Genomic DNA, 20440 nt, shown 5'->3' with positions numbered 1-20440 from the left:
CAGCGGGCGAACCTATATAGGTTGTTGCTCCGCGTAGGGATAAAAAGTTGCGGACGAGTGGCAGATAAGTTTGGTCTACATACGTGGCTCTAATATCTACGTACGTGGATATTTGGACTGACGTGCCTGGTCTTTAAGACTACGTACATAGATAGAAGAAAACCACTACATGAAGACGCTTTTTTCTTCGTGAGAAGGACACTTTTTCCTCCACAGGATAAGAGGAATACTCGCGATAAGGCGAAGGGCTTGCCCGATCACTTCGGAGAAGGCATATCGGGTAGCTGGGCGTGCGATACCTTAGCACACCAAGTAGGGGACAGGACTCTCGGCCACAATCTCAATATAGGTTGATATCTCTACCTCTACCTCCATGTGCGGTATAGAGCTACGCCTCCCGCTGCAGACCTACGAGAGTCTTGCGGCGGGAGGCGTATGAAGTGAAGGGGAGGGTATTGGGAGGGAGCTTAGCTCTGCGCGGTCTCTAAGAGTGCCTTAGCTGCGGCACGGGTGACGTCGGTGAGCTTGCTACCGCTCTGCATACGCGCGATCTCGTCGATGCGCTCCTCTGCGGTGAGGTGGCGGATGTAGCTGCGGGTGCTTGCCTCGCCGTGCTCTTTGTAGATGTAGAAGTGGTCTTCGCCCGCTGCGGCTATCTGAGGGAGGTGCGTCACCGCCAGGACCTGCATGCTCTCGCCCATACGGCGGAGGATCGTGGCGATGCGCTCGGCGGTCTCGCCCGAGACGCCCGTATCGATCTCATCGAAGATAATCGTGGGCAGGCTACGGCGGTCAGCGATGAGTGCCTTGATAGCGAGCATGAGGCGGGAGATTTCCCCACCCGAGGCGATCTCTGCCACGGGCTCGGGCTCGATCTCCTTATTCGCGGAGAAGAGGAAGGTGACATGATCCAGCCCGTGAAGGGTGGGAGCGTCTAAGATATCCTGACGGATGACGAAGCGCACGTGGGGCATGCCCAGCTCGTGGAGTGTGGTGATGAGGGCGCTTTCGATAGTGCGAGCGGCCTTGGTGCGGGTCTTACTGAGGGCTTTCCCGAGGCGGAGAACCTCGGCTTCGCGTTTCTTGAGGGCTTCGGAGAGGGCAGTGAGGTGCTCGTCAGAGGAGTTGATTTGCTCAAGACGGCTGGAGAGATCATCACGCAGGGCGATGAGTTCGTCGCAGCTCGTGAGGCTATGCTTGTGCAGGAGTCCACGGATGAGATCCAGGCGTGCCTCGACCTTCGCCAGACGCTTCGGGCTGAAGGTCACTTCCTCCGCCTCGTCGCTCATCGAGCTCGCCAGGTCCTGGAGCTCGATACGTGCGCTCTCCAGACGCTCACACCACTCAGCGGCGGGCGTGTGGTAGCGGCGGATGCTCTCGACGGAGCGCAGGGCATGGTAGAGGGCGGGTAGAGCGCCGTGCTCGTCATCCTCGAGGGCAGAGGCCGCACTGCTGAGCTCCTCACGGATCTCTTGGGCATGGGAGAGCTGACGCTCTTCCTCTTCGAGCGATTCGAGTTCGCCCGACTCCACTTCTGCTTCCTCCAGCTGGTCGTATTGGAACTGTAGGTAGTCCTGCTCGCGTCTCAGCTCTTCGGCCTCCTGACAAGCCTCTTCGTAGGCACGCTGCTCACTACGGAAGGTGCGGAAGGCTGCCTGATATTCGCTGAGTAAGGGTAGCTCTCCGCTGTACAGATCGAGGACGGAGAGCTGGAAGCCTGCGTCGCCGAGGAGGAGGTTCTTGTGCTGCGAATGGATGTCTATGAGGTATTCGCTCAGCCGCTTGAGGAGCTGGAGCGAGGCGGGGGTATCGTTGACGAAGGCGCGGCTCTTGCCCTTGGCCGTGATCTCACGGCGCACGATGCACTCTTCCTCGTCGCTATCGATATCTTCCTCCTCGAGCATGGCCCCCACGGCTGCGTCAAGGTGGGTGAAGCGGGCTTCGATGACGCAGCGCTCAGCCCCAGGGCGGATCGTGGAGCTATCAGCGCGCTGCCCCATCAGGAGGGCGATCGCACCGAGGAGGATACTCTTACCAGCACCCGTCTCACCCGTGATGACGGAGAAGTGTGGGGTGAACTGGATGGTGAGCTCGTCGATGAGCACGAAGTTCCGAATGCTGAGACTCTGAAGCATAACTGAGTGAAGCGGGGATTAGCGGAGTGCCTGCAGCTGGTCTCCCGCGGTGGGGAAGAGCTGGCGAAGGCGCTCAGAGAGAAGAAGACGCTCGCTTTGGGGGGCGGAGCGGAAGAGCTGGATAAGCTCGGGGAGCTTGGTCTGCTCGAGGTCGGAGAGTGCGACCGAGCGGGAGCGGATCTTGCGAAGCTCCACGAGTTCCTTAGTGACCTCAAGGAGGACCTCACGGGCCTCCTCAGGGCTGGAGGAGAGGCGGTCTAAGCCCTCGCGGTGGTAGCGGTACCAGCACTGGCGGTAGCGCTCATCTTCCTGCGAGGTCAGGTACTCCAAGCGTCGCGTGCGTGACAGACCACGCTCGGTACTGCTCCAGCCCTTCCAGTCGGGGTGACTCATAGCTGAGGCCACGAGGGCACTCAGGCGAGGCTGGAGGAGACTACCTCCGAGGGGAGAGAAGCTATCAAGGTCGCTCGCGATGACGTACAGCGCGTAGAAGGAGCAGAGCGCCACCAGCGGATGCTCGGGCTCCGTCTCCTGATAGGTGAGTGGGTCGCCTGGTAGGTAGGTGAAGGTGATGCTGGGATCGCGCAGGAGAAGCGTCGGGCTCATATAGTCCGTGCCGTAGACGGGTCGACGGGCGGAGATGACCAGCTCGCCTTTGTACTCACCCGCTTCGCTGCGCTCGTGCAAGGTGAAGATGAAGGAGACATCGATACGCTCTCCCTCCTTGTAGGCAAGGTCTGTCCAGCGTGTGCGACCGAGGAGGTCGGTGAGCTGGCGACGCAGACCCTCATAGTGTATCTGCCCTTCGCTACCCAGCGCCTCTGTATGTAGCTCTACCGTTGCCCGCAGCTCCTGCGCTCGTAGTGGCAGAAGCCCCAGCGAGAGGATGAGTAGGACGAGGTGGAGTAGACGCATCAGGCTTGACTTGATGGGGCGGATGAGGGGGAGAGTTATTCGCCGAGGCGCTTGATGATGAAGCTCGCGATGTCGTGGGCTACAGCATCCTTGCTCTTCAGCTCGTAGGCTTCGATAGAGCCCTCACGGTCGAAGATCGTGACCTTGTTCGTCTCATGGGCGAAGCCAGCACCAGCATCTTGCAGGCTATTCAGCACGATAGCATCGAAGTGCTTGGCGTGCATCTTACGCTTAGCCTCCTCGACACCGGCATTGCTCTCGAGGGCGAAGCCGACGAAGAACTGCTCGGGGCGCTTGCGGGCGCCGAGCGTAGCAGCGATGTCGGGATTGCGGACGAGCTCAAGCTCCATCTCCGCCTGTCCCTCACGCTTGATCTTCTCCGTGTAGTGATAGCGTGGGCGGTAGTCGGCGACGGCAGCCGAGAAGATAGCGATGTCAGCCTCCTCGATGACCTCCTCCGTAGCCTGTAGCATCTCTTCGGCCGTCGTCACACGGGTGGTGCGGACAGCTTCGGAGGGCTTGAGCGACGAAGGGCCGAGGATGAGGTCTACCTCCGCTCCACGACGAGCGAACTCCTCCGCCAGGGCGATGCCCATACGGCCCGTAGAGTGATTGCCGATGAAGCGTACGGGGTCAATAGGCTCGTGCGTCGGCCCAGCCGTGATGACTACGCGACGCCCCTCATAGTCGAGGGTAGAGGAGAAGAAGTCTTCGAGTGCAGCGACGATACCTTCGGGCTCTTCCATGCGCCCCTTACCGACCAAGTGGCTGGCAAGCTCACCTGACTGAGGCTCGATGATGAAGTTGCCACGCTGGCTCAGCAGGTCGAGGTTGTCCGTCGTCGAGGGATGGGCGAACATATCCAGGTCCATCGCTGGAGCGATGAAGACGGGAGCCTTCATCGAGAGGTAGGTCGTCAGGAGCATGTTGTCCGCTACACCGTGTGCCATCTTCCCGATGGTGGCGGCGGTAGCGGGTGCTATGACCATAGCATCTGCCCACAGACCGATGTCGACGTGGCTATTCCACGTGCCGTCACGTCCGCTGAAGAACTCGCTGATGACGGGGCGTGAGCTCAGTGCTGAGAGGGTGATGGGCGTGATGAACTCCTTCCCCGCGGGGGTGATGACGATCTGTACCTCCGCTCCCTTGCGTACGAGAAGACGCGTCAAGACGGCGGCCTTGTATGCCGCGATACTCCCCGAGATGCCGAGGACGATGTGCTTACCGCTAAGGATGCCCATTATAGCTTACGTGTCTCTTGGTAGAGGCGGGAGAACCAGCGCTTCGTCTCGAGCGGGAACTGTGCGCCCATGACCCAGTTGTAGTACCCAGAGTCTTTACGGAAGACCTCCTTGACGGGGACACCCTTGTACTTACCGAAGTTGATGACGATCTCGTCCTTGTCGTTGTACGCCAGGCTCCCAGCGAAGTCCACACGACGCCCGTGGGTAGAGAATTCTGCCAGCGCGGGGATATCGTTCTTGAGGTCTTCGGGATAGCGGTCGAGCTGGGCTTCGAGGACTTCGAAGGTGGCCAGCGTGTCCGCCTCAGCCGAGTGGGCATTCTCCAGCGTCTTGTCGCAGTAGAATTTGTAGGCAGCCTCGAGTGTGCGGCGCTCCATCTTGTGGAAGATCGTCTGCACGTCGACGAAGTGGCGGTCATCGAAGTCCACAGCGACGCCAGCACGGAGAAATTCCTCGACGAGCATCGGTACGTCAAAGCGGTTGGAGTTGAAGCCCGCGATATCACAGCCCTCCAGCCAAGCATAGAGGCTGCGTGCTACCTGCGCGAAGGTGGGACAGTCTGCGACATCGGCATCCGTGATGCCATGCACGGCAGAGGCCTCTGCGGGGATGGGCATCTCGGGATTGATGCGTCGGGTCTTGGTCTCGCGCTCACCGTCGGGGCTGATCTTCAGGATCGAGATCTCGACGATGCGGTCACGAGTGATCTGTACGCCCGTCGTCTCCAGGTCAAAGAAGACGATCGGGCGCTGTAGATTAAGCTTCATGTATGCAATAGGTGTAGTGCTCCTCGGCTACTATTCGCCTAAGAGCTTCATGGGGATGATCAGGGCGGTGATGTCGATACCTTCGTCGCTGGTGAGCGGGGTGATGACACCAGCACGCGTCTGGTCGTTGAGGCTGAACTGGATCTGCTCGCTCGCCACGTTCTGCAGGAGGCGCTGCAGGTAGCTGAAGTCGAAGCCGATGCGCAGACGCGTACCAGCCTGCTGGCCAGAGCAGGAGATCGTCTCCTCAGCTGCGATCGAGAGGTCAAGGTCCTGACCGGTGATTCGGATCGAGTCATCAGCGAAGTCGAGGATCACGAGGCTGCTGGCACGGTTCGAGAAGAGCGAGACGCGCTTCGAAGCGAAGAAGAGCTGATCCTTGTCAACGATGATATTGTGTACCGAGCTGGTGGGGATGACGGAGTTGTAGTTGGGGAATTTCCCTTCGAGGAGACGTGCCGTGAGCGAGCCGCTGGGCATAGAGAAGCTGGCGTTGCGCCCGTCGAAGCTGATGGTCACTTCGCCTGCTTCCTTCGCGAGGATCCCGCGGGTCAGGAGCTGTGCGATACGAGCGGGGAGGCAGAAGGATGCCGTCTCACCGCACTTGATGTTGGAGTCGGTGTAGCGCACGAGGATACGGCCGTCGGAGGCTACCGTGATGAGCTTCTCGGGGAAGAAGTCGAGATAGACCCCCGTCATGATGGGGCGCGTGTCGTCATCGCTGGCAGCGTAGAGGGTGCGCTCGAGGCCCTTCAGTAGGCTCTGAGCGGGCATGACGATGGTGCGAGCTTCGTCAAGCTCGATACCCTGAGGATAGATGTCTGCAGAGGTAGAGAGGAAGCTGTAGTGCCCGTTGCTATAGGTGATGGTAGCCTTCCCGCCTTCGCTATCGACGTCGATCTCGATAGGCTGGTCGGAGAGCTCCTTGATAGCGTCGAGGATGATGTTGCTTCGTACGGCGAAGGAGCCATCTTCCCCGAGGTTGTTGACTTCGAGAGCGCAGGTCAGGCGGTTGCTCTGGTCTGCGGCGGTGAGGGTAAGTATGTTGCCCTGAAGCTCGAAGAGGATGTTTTCGAGTACGGGGACTGCTGCTACACTTTTCTGATTGATGACCTTGGCTACAGCCTGGAGCTGCAGGAGCAGGTCGTTGCTGGTGACAGTAAATTTCATGCTGTGCGAATGTAATTTTTGTAGTATACAAATATACGGAATTCCCGCTGGATCAGCGCTCTGCTACGGGAGGCGCGCCGTCAGCGGTGTCGCTCTATAGAGTAGTACCAAGGCATACCCCTTTTTATGCGTCGCAATCCTCCTCATAGATAAGCCTTTGGAATAGCATCTATTCTTTCATTCTCAAGCGAATTTTTCCCTGAAGGTCTACGACTATTCTTTGGTCTATGTGTCTGGTCTTTAAATCTACGTGCGTAGAGCTTATGATCCTCCTGCATGGTCTTTATGACTACGCACGTAGACGAAGGTTTTACACTACTGCGTCACTCCTTTTCCTGAGATGAAATGCGTGTTTCTTCGAGGTGACTTGGAGCTTTTCTTCAAGAGAAATGATGTGCCATTTCGTATGGCGAAGTGCCTGCAAACGAACGCTCCCCAATAGCGTCCTTATCGAAGGAACCGCTATTGGGGAGCGCTGAGATATGGAGGTGAACTTACGCCCGGAGGGGCATGACGCTTAGAGGTCTTGCTTGATGTCCTCCAGCTCGACGAGCTTATTCATGATCGCATAGATCGTCAGGCCACTGGGACTGTGGATCTGCAGCTTCTTCGAGATGTTGCGTCGGTGGGTGATGACGGTGTGGGTCGAGAGATAGAGTTGCCCCGCGATCTCCTTGTTCGTCATGCCCTTGACGACGCAGATGATGATCTCACGTTCGCGTGGTGTGAGGGTCTGTGAGTCCGAGGCGAGGGGCACTGCTGAAGGCTCGCTCTGCAGGAGCTGGTCGATGGTGTCGGAGATCTGTGTGGGGGAGTCGGAGAGGTGAATCGCAGCGTCGAACTCCTTGAGAATGCCCGTATCATATAGCCCGTAGCACAGTGCGATGAGCTTCGTGTGCTCAGGGAGATGGGGAAGGCAAGCCCGTGGGGTAGGACCCGTCAGGAGGGGATTGATGATGAAGATATCCGCAGAGATGACCGAGGCGATGTCTTGCCACTCACGACGGTTGTCATCGAGGAGGTAGATGATCTGGGCTTTATAGTGGAGGAGCTTGCGCAGCTGAGCCTCCAGCCCCGATCGGACGATGGAGGACGGCTCTGCGACAGCTATCTTGATAGGCGTGACCATGGGATATATCAGCTTGGGTGGGGTAGAGTAGAGCGGGTCCTTGGTCTATAGTGATGCCCGCTGTGGGGAGTGCGAGTAGGCGGTGTGACCTTAGGCCTGCTGGCTCTCCAGATATTCGATGAAGGGGGTGAAGATCACGTCCTCGATATAGTTGTGACCAGCGAGGTCGACTTCGACGGCGAAGATATCGTTGAGCACGGCGGTCATCTCGTAGCCCGTCGGAGCGGTGTAGTACTTGATCAGGAGGTTCTTGAGCTCGGTGATCTTGAGCTCGATCTGGTCGTGACGCTTGATGAAGATGCCGATGTTGTAGTTGCTGTCGCGCTCGCCTGCCATGAGCTTGCGGGCATAGGGGAAGACGACTCGGTCCTCGTAGTTCATATGCTTACGCACCTCTTCGGCGTACTCATCGAAGAAGCGGCGTATGACATACATTAGGTCTTGGGGGCAGTTCGACATCGCCGAGAGGAGGCGCTGGCGGATCAACGGTAGGCGGAAGTCGAGGAAGTAAGAGTGCGAATTGATCAAGTACTTCAGTAGGCTATCCAGATGCACCGAGGCGATGAGCTCGGGCGTGGGCTCGTATCCATCGATGATCGAGCTATTGAGGAGGAGAAGCAAGGTCTTGACATCGACACCATGCTCTTGGCATACCTGGCCGATGCTTTGGTCACCAAAGCCCAAGGGGATGCCGAAGCGCGAGGTGATGAGCAGTGCGCTGGCGCTGCCTAAGATGACGTCACTGATGCGGGTATGAGCTGTGAAGGGCGTGACGTAGGTGTGACCTTGGAGGTGTCTGTATGAGTTCATTGATCAAGTCGTTGAGGGATACTGTGGAGGCTGTGCTTGGAGGCTAGCCCGATGAATGTAGGGCAAAGGTAGAGCATTATCCTACCGAGTACAATCCACTAAATTAGGTAGATGGGGCGCAGATAATCATTACAAATGGGTATTGTGGCCTCTCTGGGGTTGGTCTACCTTTGCATTGTGAGAGTGATACGGCTTTAGAAGCAATTGACTCTTGTAAATAGTAAACCGTTTAAGTGATAAATCGAATGACCTGGCTATCTCGGGAGAGATGGCCAGGTCAGCTTTTATACCTATGCCTCGACTACACGATACTCGCTCGGTAGCATGGGCATAGCGCCGTGATGGCTGCAGACGAAGGCGGCGACACGTGTGGCAAGTGCGACAGCCTCCAGATGACTTCTTCCTACTAATAGCGCTGAGACAAAGCCTGCGGTGAAGGAGTCGCCAGCACCTACCGTATCGGCTACCTTGATGCAGGCCGATGGATGGAAGACACTTCCCTTCTCATGATAGATCGAGCATCCGTTTGCCCCGCGGGTGAGGATGACTGCGCGCAGACTGTAGTCGGTGAGCACCTGACGGCAGACGGCCTCCATATCGCCCTCGAGCCCTAAGAGGCGTGCGACGATGGGCACCTCCTCGTCGTTGAGCTTCAGGATATCTGCATGCTCCAGGGATGTGTGGATCGTCTCGCGGGTATAGTACTGCAGGCGCAGGTTGATGTCGAAGATACGTAGGCTTCCCTCGGGCATCGCCTTGAGGAAGCTGAGGATCGCCGTGCGAGATGCCTCGTGGCGCTGTGCGAGCGAACCGAAGCAGACGGCATCAGTGCGCTGTGCCAAAGCTCGCAGCTCGTCGGTGAAGGCGATATGATCCCACGCGACGCCCTCGGAGATCTCATACGTGGGGCTTCCCGTAGCAGAGAGGGTGACCTGTACCGTGCCGGTGGGGTAGTCTGTCTCTTGTAGAATGGTAGGTAGCTGGCGTGCCTGGATCTCGGCCTTGATCTCTTCACCTAAGGTGTCACGCCCGATAGCGCTGACAGAGATAGCTTCGTGCCCGAGCTGCTGGCAGTGGTAGGCGAAGTTCGTCGGTGCGCCACCAAGGGCCTTGCGGTCGGGGAAGACATCGAAGAGCAGCTCACCGATGCCGACGATAGTATACTTCTTCATTGGGTAGAGTCAATAGATAGTGTGTGGATGGATCGGATGAAGGAGGGGCTATCGGCGCCAGAAAGGTTTCTTGGTCTTCGTGACGTTCGTGGCTCTCTTGGTGAAGAGTCGTAGGAAGAAGCCTTGTGCTTGAGATGCTGCCACACCGATGAGAGCGGGGGCGAAGATCTCCCAGATGGAGAGTACATAGGGGATGTACTTGCTGTACTTGCCGAGCTTCCCATGGGTAGAGTCAGCTCCACCTGTACCGATGACGCGCTGATGGCGGGTGGACTTATAGCCGAGTTTGTTGAGGATGGTGCCGACGACGGGGATGGTCGTAGCATAGTTGATCGCCTCGCCTCGGACATAGGAGGTGACCAGTTCAGAGCCGTGGTCGCGGATATAAGTCAAGCCACGTGCGACCTCGGGGAAAGTCTCATCCTGCAGTAGGAGCGTCTGATAGCGAGCCTGCTCAAGGACGAGGTACGAGCCACGCTCGTGTATAGTGCGGGAGGGACTATTGTAGCGCTGCTTGCGGAAGGTGGGGATGAGGTCGAGACGCACATTCAGACGCTGTGTCTGAGCGAGTGCTCGGCGGGCAACGGTATCACGTACGATCTTGGTGATCAAGGGGCGCAGGAGCACTGTCAGCAAGATGAGCCCGACATAGCCAGCTGCCAGATAGAGGAAGCCTATCGCAGGGGATTCGCCACTCCAAGTGCCGAGCGTAAAGCCCAAAGCGATATTCAGCGCGAGGAAGAGGAAGAAGAAAAGGAAAGCAATCAGCACCCAGAAGACGATCTTCGCGGTGCCACGGGCTATCGATCCTCCCAGTGATAGGGCCGTGATATCGATACGCTCACGGCTGAGGTGACCGAGATGATGGACGAACTTAGGCAGTGAGAATCCACTTTGCTTAGACTTCATATGCGCTATGTATACTTAGAATATATGGAGGGAGAAGAAAGCGAGGCGAATACACGGAGCTACAGACCTCCCTGTGGGGAGCGCTGCCCTCGTGTATTCGCCTCGGCCTTTTAGGACTGACTTCGCGTGCGAAGACTAATCGTTGTCTTGAATCTCATCGAGCAGATCGTGGGTCTCTTCGGTGAGCTTGTTGCGGTAGCGATTATAGCGGTCCTTCGCTTCGTAGTACCCTTCGACGATGCTGTCGCGAGCGCGCTCTACGCTGCTGGAGAAGTTATCCGAGAAAGCTTCGCGCTTACGACGATCGGAGAAGTAAGCTGCGGCTGCCCCTGCGGCTGCGCCGATGAGCACACCGAGGAAGAAGTTTCCGTTTCCATTTGAGCACTTAGACATAATCTTTGTTCGATTAGAGATTAATATATGTATGAACAGTGTAAAGGTAAGATTATTTCTTGACTATACACTGTATTTGTGGATGAACTCATTTGGATAGATAAGTATCTTGCTACCCTCCCTCCAGTGAATCCAGTAGCTGGGATTGACTTCGGAGGCCTTGGAGACCTTCGCCCATTCTTCCTCTTCGATTACTCCTTCTCTGTCGGGGCATGCACTGTAGTCTATACCCTGTATCTTCATCCATTCACCCTGGACATCGCGGATGAAGAATCCTCTCCCGAAGCTGTCTTGTATGAGGGTGATCTTCTTTCCTGGGGCAACTTTCGGGTTGGGGTAGAAGTCCAAAGGGAGACGTTCGCCTTCCTCTCCTCTCGGCACGTACGTATATTGCTGGAGGAACTTCCCCGTGCTGTCGATCTGGATATGGGCACTACTCTCGAGGGTCTTCCATTCATCTCCGACGCGTACTTCGATAGGCTTGCCCGCCTCTGGTCTCTTGCAGAAGAAGGCGTAGCTCACGACATTCCAATAGTAGACGAAGATCTTACCATCGAGTAGGGTATCGGGCGTAAGGTCGTTTTCCTCGTTATGGATATCCAGGTAGAGGGTGCCGTCAGGATTCTTGAGGTAGTAGTGTGCGGGGCTACTGTTGGGGCCATCCGTGGAGCAGAAGAGCGTAGCGACGAATGTGTAGCCGTCATCCTCATTCATAGTCTGTTGACTATTGCTTTGCTTTGCTCCGCAGCCAGAGATGCCGAGGAGTGTGGAGAGTCCGAGTAGGGCAGTCGTTATCTTATTCATACGGCAAATCTAAGGAAAAAGCTCTATCTCACTATCATCGGGATGATGTTGAGAAGAAGGAGCTAAATAAGGAAGGCTTCCCCGCCTCGTGATCGAGGTATGGGGAAGCCTTGCTTTGTGTTGATGTGTTAGCTATACGCTTAGCAGCCGTACTTGAAGTAGAATTCAGTCTGGGGCGTGAGGATCTTGTCTCCCTTTCTCCAGCGAATCCAGTAGGTGGGATTCTGTTCGCTAAGCTTGGAGATCTTCTCCCAGCCCTCTTCATCGACGATAGCATCCTCTGCGTAGAGTGGGCCATAGTCGATGCACTGCTGGAGCTTCATCCACTCGCCTTGGATCTCACGCACGAAGAAGTCCTTCATGCCGAAGCTGTCTTGCTTGAGGGTGATCTTCTTTGCGGGATCCGCCTTCGGGCTGGGATAGAAGTCTATATCCAAGGGCTCGTTTTGCATGCCTAAGGGTGAGAACATATAGTCCTGCAGGTACTTCGACGTGCTATCAACGTGAATGCTGGGGGCACGCTCAAGGAGCTTCCACTCATTGCCTACGCGTACCTCGATAGGCTTCCCCTCCTCAGGCTTCTTGCAGAAGAAGGCATAGATCTCGCTATCGGGGAAGTAGATGAAGATCTTTTCGGAGAGCAGAGAGTCGCTGAAGCCCTCTTCGTCGGAGTAGCCGATATTGCAATAGACCGTGCCATCAGGATTTTTGAGGGTATAGAATATGCTGGTGGTATCGGTTTCCGAGGGGTGAAAGAGAGAGGCGATGAAGTCATAGCCACTGTCATTGCTTTGCTCTTGCTTCGTAGAGCGGCAGGATACACACAGGAGTGTAAGGAGCCCAAGCAGGGCCGTCGTAATCTTATTCATACGGCAAATCTAAGGAAAAAGCTCTACCACACTATCATCTCGTAGAGGGAGGAACTAAATAAGGAAGGCTTCCCCGCCTCGTCGTTGAGGGATAGGGAAGCCTTGCTTTTGTGTTGATGTGTTAGCTATATGCTGCAGCCGTACTTGAAGTAGAACCCCGTCTGTGTGAGGATCTTGTCTCCCTTTCTCCAGCGAATCCAGTAGATGGGATTCTTTTCGCTAAGCTTGGAGATCTTCTCCCAACCCTCTTTATCGACGATAGCATCTTCGGCATAGAGTGGGCCGTAGTCGATGCACTCTTGGAGCTTCATCCACTCGCCTTGGATCTCACGCACGAAGAAGTCCTTCATGCCGACGCTGTCTTGCATGAGGGTGATCTTCTTTGCTGGGTCGGCCTTCGGGCTGGGATAGAAGTCGATGTCAAAGGGCTCGTTTTGTAGACCCAAGGGAGAGAACATATAGTCCTGCAGGTACTTCGACGTGCTATCAACGTGAATGCTGGGGGCGCTCTCAAGGATCTTCCATTCATTGCCTACTCGTACCTCGATAGGCTTCCCCTCCTCGGGCTTCTTGCAGAAGAAGCCATAGATCCCGTTATCGGGGAAGTAGATGAAGATCTTTCCGGAGAGCAGCGAGTCGCTGAAGCCCTCTTCGTAGAAGCCCTTTTCGTAGGAGTAGCCGATATTGCAATAGACCGTGCCATCAGGATTTTTGAGGACGTAGGATATGCCGTTGGTATCGGTTTCCGAGGGATAAAAGAGTGAGGCGATGAAGTCATAGCCACTGTCATTGCTTTGCTCTTGTTTCGTAGAGCGGCAGGATACACACAGGAGTGTAAGGAGCCCAAGCAGGGCTGTCGTAATCTTATTCATGCTGCAAAGCTAAGGAAAACCCATGGTTCACTTGTCGCTCCTTCCTATCGCCGCCTATCGATAGCGCGACGAGGTAGCCTGCTTAGTACCGCAAGGGGGAGCTTCATAGCGGTTGAGCTATCCTACCAATAGGCGTACTTGTCGTAGAAGTCTGAGAGGGGAGTGAGTAGCTTCGTCCCCTGCCTCCATCGGATCCAATAGATGGGGTAGCTTTCACTGTGCTTCGAGATCTCTTCCCAGGCCTCTGTGGTAAGCGCGCCGACGTACACAGCGAAGTAGGAACTATAGTCGATACATAGCTGGAGCTTCATCCATTCAGCACGGATCTCGCGTATGAAGAAGTGCTTGATCTCAGAGCTATCTTGTCGTATCTCAAACTGCTGTGATGGGTCTTCTCGTGGGACGAGGTAGACGTTGACCAGACGCGATTCCTGCCCCTTATCTTCGGGCTATCATGTAGCGCTGGAAGAACTTGACGGTGCTATCGACACGGACAGACTGGGTATGGTTTAGGAGCTTCCACTCGTCACCGACAAGGATCTGGAGAGGCTTCCCCTTTTGGGGCTTCTTGCAGAAGAAGCCGTAGGCCTCATTCGCCCAGTAGTAGATAAATATTTTCTCACCGAGGGCAGAGTCTACGCTGGGGCCGCCGTCTACAAGGGCTACGTTGCTATTGTACATCGTCCCATCAAGATTCTTGATGAAGTAGCGCATACCATCGGCTCCTATTTCGCCATTGAAGAGCGTAGCGACGAAGTCATATCCCATGTCTTTGCTTGGCTTGAGGAGGCGGCAGGAGGAGCTGAAAAGGATGAGTAGCCCAAGGAGGACTGTCGTGAGCTTCTTCATAGAGCAAAGCTAAGGAAAACGCTTGCCTTATAATTGATAGCATTCCCATAGCCCATAAGACAAGTCTTCCCATCTCACAGCTGCGGGATGGGGAAGACGTGCGGACATAAGGGATATGCGCTACGCTTAGCATTCGACGTCTCTGTACTCCAGATAGTCCTGTGGGATCAGGACCTTGCTCCCATCACGCCAGCGGATCCAGTAGGTAGGATTGTCCTTGCTCACCTTGCTGAGCTGGTCCCAGTCTCTAAATTCGCAGTCATAAGACGCGCTGTCTATATCACGGAAAAGCCCATTCGACGAGAGGTCGACGCATAGCTGGAGCTTCATCCACTCGCCCTGAATATCGCGCATGAAGAACACCTTTACATCGTTCAGCTTGTCTTGCTTCAGGGTGATGCGCTTGGCAGGGTCTTCCTTGGGAGTGGGATAGAAGGCTATAGGTAGATCCTGCCCGTAGTCTACAATTGGGAGGAAGACGAATTCTTTTGTGAAGAAGTGGCGGGTACTATCTACCTTGATCTGTGGAGTAGACTCGATCGTCTTCCATTCATCACCGATGAGGATCTGTAAGGGCTTCCCCTCCTCGGGCTTCTTGCAGAAGAAGTGATAGCGAACCTCCCCTGGGAAGAAGAATACAATCTTTCCACTGAGCTTTGGGCTGCCGAAGTCATTGAAGAAGTTATACTCGGCATTCATATCCAGCGTATCGAAGGGCGTGCCATCGAGATTCTTGATGAGATACTTCGGTTGTGCAGTTGAGTCGACTGTCGGATCAAAGCTGAGGATAGCGATGAGGTCGTAGTCGTTTTCGCTGACCGCTTGTGTGGAGCGACAGGAGCTGCCGAGTATCATGAGGAGTAGACCAAGGAGGGTTGTTGTGATCTTATTCATAGCGCAAAGCTAAGGAAAAACGCTTACCCCATGCAGATCTCCCATACCCCATAAAGCAAGTCTTCCCCATCTCACAGCTGCGGGGTGGGGAAGACTTTATGCTATAATAGAGGAAATACCTTTATTCGATGAGGCTATTGTCAACGAAGAAAGAGAAGTTAGTGCGTATATTGAAGGTGAGATCCTCAAAGGTACGCGTAGCCGATAGCGTGCGGTAGGCATCACCACTCGTGCCCGTGTCATCACTAAGAGCCTTCCATTGTCGCTGCGCTTCGTCGTAATGGAAGCTTCGTGTGAGGGTTACTCTCTGGTTGCTCTGTCCAGATCTGCTCCAACTTGAATATGCTTCGGGGCGAATTTCGATGTCTATAGATAAGGTCACATGGTTGATCCCCTCAGGTTTGCAGTTGTAATTAGTGCGCCCATAGATAGGGAGATACGCTGTGCTTCGCAGACCAGCTTGAGACACTGTATTACCATTCTTGTTATCGTATAAGTATAGTTTGTAGTGTATACCCTTATCTTCTATCTTGTCATAGCTGACGTTTGCATCAAGGATCTTAACGTGTCCTCTATGTGATATTTTCCATTTCCCCTTTGAGCTAGTTTCAACAACGATATCTCTAAGGAGTATGGAAATATTGTTATTCTTGGTTTTGGGAATGAAGGTTACCTTGTCATAAGAGTATTTGAGCGTATTAGACATGCGGACGGGTAATGCATCATAAAGATGCTTAATCGTAAAGGAGATGGGGGCTCCAACGTTCTTCGTGGAAGGAAGTGCTCCGTCTTCAATGAACTTGAAGACCTGAGCCGGAGAGATCGCAGCAACAAGCCCCCCATAGGCATCCCCTCCTCGCTGAATCATTTTGACTCGGCTCTCTTCAAGCACTTGGCTTTTCTGTACTCCTAGCCCTGCCTTAATGCCTGTGAAGCTGGTACTAAGTGCACTTATCAGTTCGCTTGATGCATGGCTGCTTTCGAATAGAAGGTAGTATACACGTCCGTAGGATACTGAGGAGATGTAACAGATAGGGTTTCCTGGACCTGTATAAGGAGCTAAGTCACTATGCTCGATTGTAGGCTTGAAGGCTCCCTTGAATCCTCCATCGGGGTCCTCATAACTGAGAGTGTAGAAGCGTTGGTAGAGCTTAACGAGTACGTGGCTTTTTCTTTTGTCAAAGCCTGTGCCGAAGAAAGCCTTGACTTTTCCCCAGCTCTTGTCAATATCTAGCCCACTGGCGATGATGGCTTCCTCAGCGCTGTGTACGACTTCCATAGTGAATGAGGTACTTGCAGGTACTCCACTCTCTTGAAAGCGACGGATGAGTTTATTCTGGGCTTGGATGACGTTGCTCTCACGCATCTCTGATACTTCTTCGTACCAAAGTCCTTCGCCATCATCACCAGCTGACCGTGCTCCTGAGATGACCCGTAGATTGATACGACCAGGCTGGCGCTTACTTATGATGGGAATAGCTGTCGGTATATTCTTTCCCCGGATTGATTTTCCCTGGATGAGACAGCCTGGCCAAAGAATGCTTGCCCAAGGATCAAGGATAGCGAAGTCCTCAGAGTTGGAGGTAAAGTCATACTCCATGGTCTGAGTCACCTTGTCACAATCAACGATAAGTCCAGAGGACTCCAGAGTCTGCCTAGGAGCTGCCTCTGAAGTTGGTGCGCCTATCGGTTTGGCTATTAGCTTGGCTTCGGCAGCCTCAGTAACGTGTCCAGCAGATCGGAGGAGTTGCCCAACTTCTTGGATGTTCTTGGGCTCTCTGGAGTCGGGACCAGGATTGGGTGTGTCACCTCCACCATTGGGAGTCTTGTCGCAAGATGCGAAGCAGATTCCCGCTAGCAGGGCGAGTGCAAGTGTGATCTTCTTCATAAAAACTATGAGTTTTCTACAAATGTAGCACCTATATTTCTCCCTCACAATAGCCATCCAGCATAATAAAAGTAAGCCCCTTTTCTTGCATAAAAGCAAGAAGAAGAGGCTGAGGTATTGTGTGCTTAGTTTAGCGTTTGCTTGCGCAAAGGTCTCATATAGGTATATGGGTGCGTGGGTAGAGCTATATAGGATGGCGAAGAAAGCAATATGGCTTTGGACTGCTTCCTATTATAGCTTTGTGAAGTGATCTATATTAGTTTGTTGGTCCGTGTAGGGATAAAAGTTGTGGACGAGTGGCAAATAAGTTTGGGCTACGTACGTGGCTCTAATATCTACGTACGTGGATATTTGGACTGACGTGCCTGGTCTTTAAGACTACGTGCGTAGATGCGGAAAAACCACTATTGGTCCGCGCTTCGACCACTATTGCTTCGTGTGTGGACCAATAGTGGTTCACTCAGTGACCAATATAGGTTCGCCCGGGCTATAGAGGACAGTAGTTCTATCCTTGTAGGAGGGTGGGGAAGATCCCTCTATTTGTGTGGGCTATCTCTTGTTATGGAGCTTCTGATAAAGGCGGTATTAGTGCGCTCAGGGCGCAGCTTCATAGCGCCCTTGTGAGAGGCTGGAGAGAGAAAAGCACAGCGCGCACGGGCGTGGCATGTGGGGGAATGGAGATTCCTGCTTACCTTTGTGATTAATACGAGGGGGCTTCCGCAGTGCGGACCCTCTCCTAATCGAACACGAAGCATTATGTCGCAAAGCAACGAGCGTGAGCTACAGCTCCTGAGAAAGCACTTCCTCTCCTTGGTCAGCGAAGAGTCGCCGATCATCAGTCGCCCTCTCACCGATCTCTTTCTCTTAGCCGATTGTGCTACGGGCACGCTACATCTCTATGATGACGAGGACAAGGAGATCAGCCACGTCTCCGTCTTCGCTTGGGCTGAGACCGGTACAGAGAGCGAGCCCTCAGAGGTCGCTGTCGAGACGCTCCGCGAGCTGGTGACACGCCTTGAGCAAAAGGGCTTCTGGGATCGTCCCTGCTTCGCACGTCCCTTCTCCATTGAGCTTATCCGCCCCGACTTCTCCGTCATTGAGGATCTCCTCTTCCTCGATGAGGACCTCATCAAGATCGAGCCCCCCCTGCTGGATGGTGTAGGTGAAGAACTGGATCGTTTCTTGGACGAACTTTTGGAAGATCTAAAATAATTCTCTACCTTTGCAACGCATTTGAGGGATGTCCCTCAGGATAGTGCGCCGAAATAGCTCAGTTGGTAGAGCAATTCATTCGTAATGAATAGGTCGCCGGTTCGAGTCCGGCTTTCGGCTCAGCAAATAGAAAACGGCATTGCTTCACTTGAAGCAATGCCGTTTTGCTTATTCCCCCTCGCCTTCCCCCAGTTACTCGTACTCGAGGAGTAGGCAGATGGGGAAGTGATCGCTATACCCACCCCGATAGAAGTTGCCCCCGTAGGTGCGCCAAGGTATAGGTGCGCCGCCCCCGCTGAGCTGCGTCGTGAAGAATGGCCGGCAGAAGGTCTCGGCACTCTCTGCCACATAGCGAAGGCGTCCCCGCTGCTGGAGGAGTGAGGCGGTGAGGTGGGCTTGATCAAGCTGAGACCATACGCCTTGATAGCAGTAGCTACCTGGGGGCTCTTGCTTTGTCTTCCGATGAAGGAGGGCGAGAAGGCTCTCGGGTGGTAGGTCTTGCACAGCCATATCTGCTGTATAGGGACGACTGCGCAGGGCTTCGATGGTGGGTGCTTCTTCGGGATCGCCGTTGAAGTCGCCGAGGAGCAGGCTGTGCGTCCTTTCTCCGCCTTGCGCCATCAGGCTATCGACCTGCTCTCGAAGGCGAGTGCAGCAGTAGCTGCGGTAGCGGGCCGAGGCCCGTGCTCCGCCACGGCGCGAAGGAAGGTGACAGACGAAGACGTGGAGCGTGTCGCCCGAGGGGACCTCGCCCGTGACGCGAAGTAGGGAGCGCGTTCGGCGCAGCGAATCAAAGGGGAAGTGAATAGGGATCTCCTCGGAAGCGATGAGGTGGAAGGTCTCGGGAGAATAGAGGAGCGCTACATTGATGCCACGCTTATCCTCTCCGTGCGTGATGATATGGCGGTAGCCTGCCTTCTCCCCGAGGGCGGTGCGATGGAGGAGGTCGCTGAGTACGGTGGCATTCTCTATCTCCATGAGAGCGATGAGGTCGGGGAAGGCTTCTCCCCCGACGGCACTGATGACCTCAGCGATATGCTGGATCTTCGTCTGGTAGCGTGCATGTGTCCAGTGCTGCTCTCCCGTGGGGAGGAAGCTGTCATCGTCGTGAGTAGGGTCGTCTTCGGTATCGAAGAAGTTTTCTACGTTGTAGCTCATCACACGCAGCACCTTCCTCTGCGCCCATAGCTGGGGCGAGGAAATGTGTAGCGTGAGGAGGAGAAAGGCAAGGGGAAATAAGGCTATGTAGCGATGCTTCATGGCGAGGCAAAAGAGAAGGCGACTACTACATGCTTCGTGAGAGAAGCTGTAGTAGTCGCCTTGCGCTTTAGATTCCGTTAGTCGGAGTGTGCGGCGTGCGCGCTTCGACTTATAGGTTAGGGTTGACGGTCTTCCAGTCAGCTACTGCGGGGATGACACCCATAGAGATGACTTCGTCGCGCATCTTCACGAGGTGCTCGTAGCTCTTCTTGAGAGCAGCCTTTTCTTCTTCGCTACCCTTGATCTCGTGGCTGTAGTGCACACCATCCTTATCGATGACAGTCTCCATACCCATGACGACGTGGTCGAGACCAGGGATGTTCACGTAGCAACCAGCAGGCCAGCGGAAGGGAGCACCACCCATAGCTGCACGGATCATCTCGATAGAGACGTATGCAGGGCTCTGGAAGGATGAGCGACCACGGAGCTTGATGATGTTGGCACCACCCTTGGTGACGCGCTGCTTGATGTCTTCCCACGTTTCGGCGGAGAGCTTAGCGCTACCGATGAGCGAGGAGAGAGGCTCGCCAGCGACAGTAGCACCGCTGGAGAAGACAGCCATAGCTTCGCCGTGACCGCCGTAAGTGCGTGCACCGACGACTTCGCTCTGAGCTACACCGAAGTGCTTAGCGAGCTCGCTCTGCAGACGCGTAGAGTCAAGAGCTGCGAGTGTGGTGACCTGCTCGGGACGGAGGCCAGAGTGGATCAGCGTCACGAGACCCGTGATGTCAGCAGGGTTGAAGATGATGACGCCGTGACGAACATCGGGGCAGTAAGCCTTGATGTCCTTACCGAGCTGAGCAGCGATCTCGGCGTTGCCCTTGAGAAGGTCTTCGCGAGTCATACCGTCCTTACGGGGAGCACCACCTGAGGATACGATGTACTTAGCGCCAGTGAGTGCCTCCTTGATATCAGAGGTGAAGGTCAGGTTGAGCCCTTCGAAGCCACAGTGGCGGATCTCTTCGGCTACCCCTTCGAGGCCAGTGGGGAAGGGGTCATAGAGACAGATGTTGGGGGTGAGAGACATCATGGCTGCAGTCTGGGCCATGTTCGAGCCGATCATGCCAGCGGCACCTACGATCGTCAGCTTGTCTTGTGTGAGGAAGCTCATAACTATTGGATATTTATGATTTGGTTGAGGGTTT

19 protein-coding genes, 1 tRNA gene and 1 pseudogene are annotated in these 20440 nt (G+C 54.8%); 2 read left to right on the top strand and 19 right to left on the bottom strand.

Annotated features, from left to right (window positions below):
• Positions 1-467: 467 nt before the first annotated feature.
• From recN to HMPREF1121_RS08930, 17 genes and pseudogenes are all read right to left on the bottom strand, one after another.
• Entirely contained in the window at positions 468-2135 is a 1668-nt protein-coding gene (recN, locus tag HMPREF1121_RS03195; protein WP_044114600.1) for a DNA repair protein RecN, read from the bottom strand.
• 18 nt (positions 2136-2153) lie between these two features.
• Complete coding sequence (locus HMPREF1121_RS03190; protein ID WP_044114599.1) at positions 2154-3050, bottom strand: type IX secretion system protein PorD; 897 nt, start codon at positions 3048-3050, stop codon at positions 2154-2156.
• A 35-nt stretch (positions 3051-3085) separates the two neighbouring features.
• On the bottom strand, positions 3086-4294 hold the full coding sequence (coaBC, locus tag HMPREF1121_RS03185) for a bifunctional phosphopantothenoylcysteine decarboxylase/phosphopantothenate--cysteine ligase CoaBC (protein WP_198019153.1): 1209 nt from the start codon (positions 4292-4294) through the stop codon (positions 3086-3088).
• Positions 4294-5064: a 3'-5' exonuclease gene (locus tag HMPREF1121_RS03180; RefSeq protein ID WP_044114598.1), complete on the bottom strand. Its 771-nt coding sequence runs from the start codon at positions 5062-5064 to the stop codon at positions 4294-4296. Before HMPREF1121_RS03180 ends, coaBC begins: the two co-directional genes overlap by 1 nt.
• A gap of 30 nt (positions 5065-5094) precedes the next feature.
• Positions 5095-6234 carry a DNA polymerase III subunit beta gene (gene dnaN / locus HMPREF1121_RS03175; protein ID WP_009432475.1) on the bottom strand — a complete coding sequence of 380 codons (1140 nt, stop codon included), beginning with the start codon at positions 6232-6234 and terminating at the stop codon, positions 5095-5097.
• Between the two features lie 517 nt (positions 6235-6751).
• On the bottom strand, positions 6752-7363 hold the full coding sequence (locus HMPREF1121_RS03170; protein WP_044114597.1) for a helix-turn-helix transcriptional regulator: 612 nt from the start codon (positions 7361-7363) through the stop codon (positions 6752-6754).
• A 90-nt stretch (positions 7364-7453) separates the two neighbouring features.
• Positions 7454-8173, bottom strand: a complete 720-nt coding sequence (locus tag HMPREF1121_RS03165; RefSeq protein ID WP_044114596.1) for a hemerythrin domain-containing protein — start codon at positions 8171-8173, stop codon at positions 7454-7456.
• A 290-nt stretch (positions 8174-8463) separates the two neighbouring features.
• Complete coding sequence (locus HMPREF1121_RS03160) at positions 8464-9345, bottom strand: carbohydrate kinase family protein (RefSeq protein ID WP_044114595.1); 882 nt, start codon at positions 9343-9345, stop codon at positions 8464-8466.
• Positions 9346-9393: 48 nt separating this feature from the next.
• Positions 9394-10254 (bottom strand): hypothetical protein, encoded by an 861-nt coding sequence (locus tag HMPREF1121_RS03155; protein ID WP_044114594.1) that lies wholly within the window; start codon positions 10252-10254, stop codon positions 9394-9396.
• Between the two features lie 135 nt (positions 10255-10389).
• Positions 10390-10647 carry a YtxH domain-containing protein gene (locus HMPREF1121_RS03150; protein ID WP_009432436.1) on the bottom strand — a complete coding sequence of 86 codons (258 nt, stop codon included), beginning with the start codon at positions 10645-10647 and terminating at the stop codon, positions 10390-10392.
• Between the two features lie 63 nt (positions 10648-10710).
• On the bottom strand, positions 10711-11451 hold the full coding sequence (locus tag HMPREF1121_RS03145) for a hypothetical protein (RefSeq protein ID WP_044114593.1): 741 nt from the start codon (positions 11449-11451) through the stop codon (positions 10711-10713).
• Between the two features lie 140 nt (positions 11452-11591).
• Positions 11592-12320: a hypothetical protein gene (locus HMPREF1121_RS03140; protein ID WP_044114592.1), complete on the bottom strand. Its 729-nt coding sequence runs from the start codon at positions 12318-12320 to the stop codon at positions 11592-11594.
• A gap of 125 nt (positions 12321-12445) precedes the next feature.
• The gene (locus HMPREF1121_RS03135) at positions 12446-13192 is read right to left on the bottom strand and encodes a hypothetical protein (protein ID WP_044114591.1); all 747 of its coding nucleotides are present in this window, start codon (positions 13190-13192) and stop codon (positions 12446-12448) included.
• A gap of 122 nt (positions 13193-13314) precedes the next feature.
• On the bottom strand, positions 13315-13503 hold the full coding sequence (locus tag HMPREF1121_RS03130) for a hypothetical protein (protein WP_044114590.1): 189 nt from the start codon (positions 13501-13503) through the stop codon (positions 13315-13317).
• 127 nt (positions 13504-13630) lie between these two features.
• Complete coding sequence (locus HMPREF1121_RS03125; protein WP_009432468.1) at positions 13631-14041, bottom strand: hypothetical protein; 411 nt, start codon at positions 14039-14041, stop codon at positions 13631-13633.
• 126 nt (positions 14042-14167) lie between these two features.
• Entirely contained in the window at positions 14168-14935 is a 768-nt protein-coding gene (locus HMPREF1121_RS03120; RefSeq protein WP_009432505.1) for a hypothetical protein, read from the bottom strand.
• A 745-nt stretch (positions 14936-15680) separates the two neighbouring features.
• A pseudogene (locus tag HMPREF1121_RS08930) lies at positions 15681-16535 on the bottom strand (thiol-activated cytolysin family protein); the annotation flags it as partial.
• Positions 16536-17579: 1044 nt separating this feature from the next.
• Between HMPREF1121_RS08930 and HMPREF1121_RS03110 the strand changes: the two are divergent.
• Positions 17580-18035, top strand: coding sequence for a hypothetical protein (locus HMPREF1121_RS03110; protein WP_044114588.1), 456 nt, complete (start codon positions 17580-17582; stop codon positions 18033-18035).
• A gap of 47 nt (positions 18036-18082) precedes the next feature.
• A tRNA-Thr gene (locus HMPREF1121_RS03105) sits at positions 18083-18155 on the top strand.
• A 72-nt stretch (positions 18156-18227) separates the two neighbouring features.
• Here the strand turns inward: HMPREF1121_RS03105 and HMPREF1121_RS03100 are convergent.
• Both HMPREF1121_RS03100 and HMPREF1121_RS03095 read right to left on the bottom strand, forming a co-directional pair.
• Positions 18228-19295: an endonuclease/exonuclease/phosphatase family protein gene (locus tag HMPREF1121_RS03100; RefSeq protein ID WP_044114587.1), complete on the bottom strand. Its 1068-nt coding sequence runs from the start codon at positions 19293-19295 to the stop codon at positions 18228-18230.
• 109 nt (positions 19296-19404) lie between these two features.
• Positions 19405-20406: a malate dehydrogenase gene (locus tag HMPREF1121_RS03095; protein ID WP_044114586.1), complete on the bottom strand. Its 1002-nt coding sequence runs from the start codon at positions 20404-20406 to the stop codon at positions 19405-19407.
• Between the last annotated feature and the right edge of the window lie 34 nt (positions 20407-20440).

This window comes from Porphyromonas sp. KLE 1280, assembly GCF_000700805.1.
Taxonomy (GTDB): domain Bacteria; phylum Bacteroidota; class Bacteroidia; order Bacteroidales; family Porphyromonadaceae; genus Porphyromonas; species Porphyromonas pasteri.
This window is presented reverse-complemented; position numbering and strand designations above follow the sequence as displayed.

What these genes read in the sequence shown, in the direction of transcription:
- HMPREF1121_RS03100 (WP_044114587.1), bottom strand. Translation starts at nt 19,295, where the DNA reads ATGAAGCATCGCTACATAGCCTTATTTCCCCTTGCCTTTCTCCTCCTC.
- HMPREF1121_RS03120 (WP_009432505.1), bottom strand. Translation starts at nt 14,935, where the DNA reads ATGAATAAGATCACAACAACCCTCCTTGGTCTACTCCTCATGATACTC.
- HMPREF1121_RS03095 (WP_044114586.1), bottom strand. Translation starts at nt 20,406, where the DNA reads ATGAGCTTCCTCACACAAGACAAGCTGACGATCGTAGGTGCCGCTGGC.
- HMPREF1121_RS03165 (WP_044114596.1), bottom strand. Translation starts at nt 8,173, where the DNA reads ATGAACTCATACAGACACCTCCAAGGTCACACCTACGTCACGCCCTTC.
- HMPREF1121_RS03170 (WP_044114597.1), bottom strand. Translation starts at nt 7,363, where the DNA reads ATGGTCACGCCTATCAAGATAGCTGTCGCAGAGCCGTCCTCCATCGTC.
- coaBC (WP_198019153.1), bottom strand. Translation starts at nt 4,294, where the DNA reads ATGGGCATCCTTAGCGGTAAGCACATCGTCCTCGGCATCTCGGGGAGT.
- HMPREF1121_RS03160 (WP_044114595.1), bottom strand. Translation starts at nt 9,345, where the DNA reads ATGAAGAAGTATACTATCGTCGGCATCGGTGAGCTGCTCTTCGATGTC.
- HMPREF1121_RS03125 (WP_009432468.1), bottom strand. Translation starts at nt 14,041, where the DNA reads ATGAAGAAGCTCACGACAGTCCTCCTTGGGCTACTCATCCTTTTCAGC.
- HMPREF1121_RS03190 (WP_044114599.1), bottom strand. Translation starts at nt 3,050, where the DNA reads ATGCGTCTACTCCACCTCGTCCTACTCATCCTCTCGCTGGGGCTTCTG.
- HMPREF1121_RS03135 (WP_044114591.1), bottom strand. Translation starts at nt 13,192, where the DNA reads ATGAATAAGATTACGACAGCCCTGCTTGGGCTCCTTACACTCCTGTGT.
- HMPREF1121_RS03110 (WP_044114588.1), top strand. Translation starts at nt 17,580, where the DNA reads ATGTCGCAAAGCAACGAGCGTGAGCTACAGCTCCTGAGAAAGCACTTC.
- recN (WP_044114600.1), bottom strand. Translation starts at nt 2,135, where the DNA reads ATGCTTCAGAGTCTCAGCATTCGGAACTTCGTGCTCATCGACGAGCTC.
- dnaN (WP_009432475.1), bottom strand. Translation starts at nt 6,234, where the DNA reads ATGAAATTTACTGTCACCAGCAACGACCTGCTCCTGCAGCTCCAGGCT.
- HMPREF1121_RS03145 (WP_044114593.1), bottom strand. Translation starts at nt 11,451, where the DNA reads ATGAATAAGATAACGACTGCCCTACTCGGACTCTCCACACTCCTCGGC.
- HMPREF1121_RS03140 (WP_044114592.1), bottom strand. Translation starts at nt 12,320, where the DNA reads ATGAATAAGATTACGACGGCCCTGCTTGGGCTCCTTACACTCCTGTGT.
- HMPREF1121_RS03130 (WP_044114590.1), bottom strand. Translation starts at nt 13,503, where the DNA reads ATGAAGCTCCAGCTATGTATCGACTATAGTTCCTACTTCGCTGTGTAC.
- HMPREF1121_RS03150 (WP_009432436.1), bottom strand. Translation starts at nt 10,647, where the DNA reads ATGTCTAAGTGCTCAAATGGAAACGGAAACTTCTTCCTCGGTGTGCTC.
- HMPREF1121_RS03180 (WP_044114598.1), bottom strand. Translation starts at nt 5,064, where the DNA reads ATGAAGCTTAATCTACAGCGCCCGATCGTCTTCTTTGACCTGGAGACG.
- HMPREF1121_RS03155 (WP_044114594.1), bottom strand. Translation starts at nt 10,254, where the DNA reads ATGAAGTCTAAGCAAAGTGGATTCTCACTGCCTAAGTTCGTCCATCAT.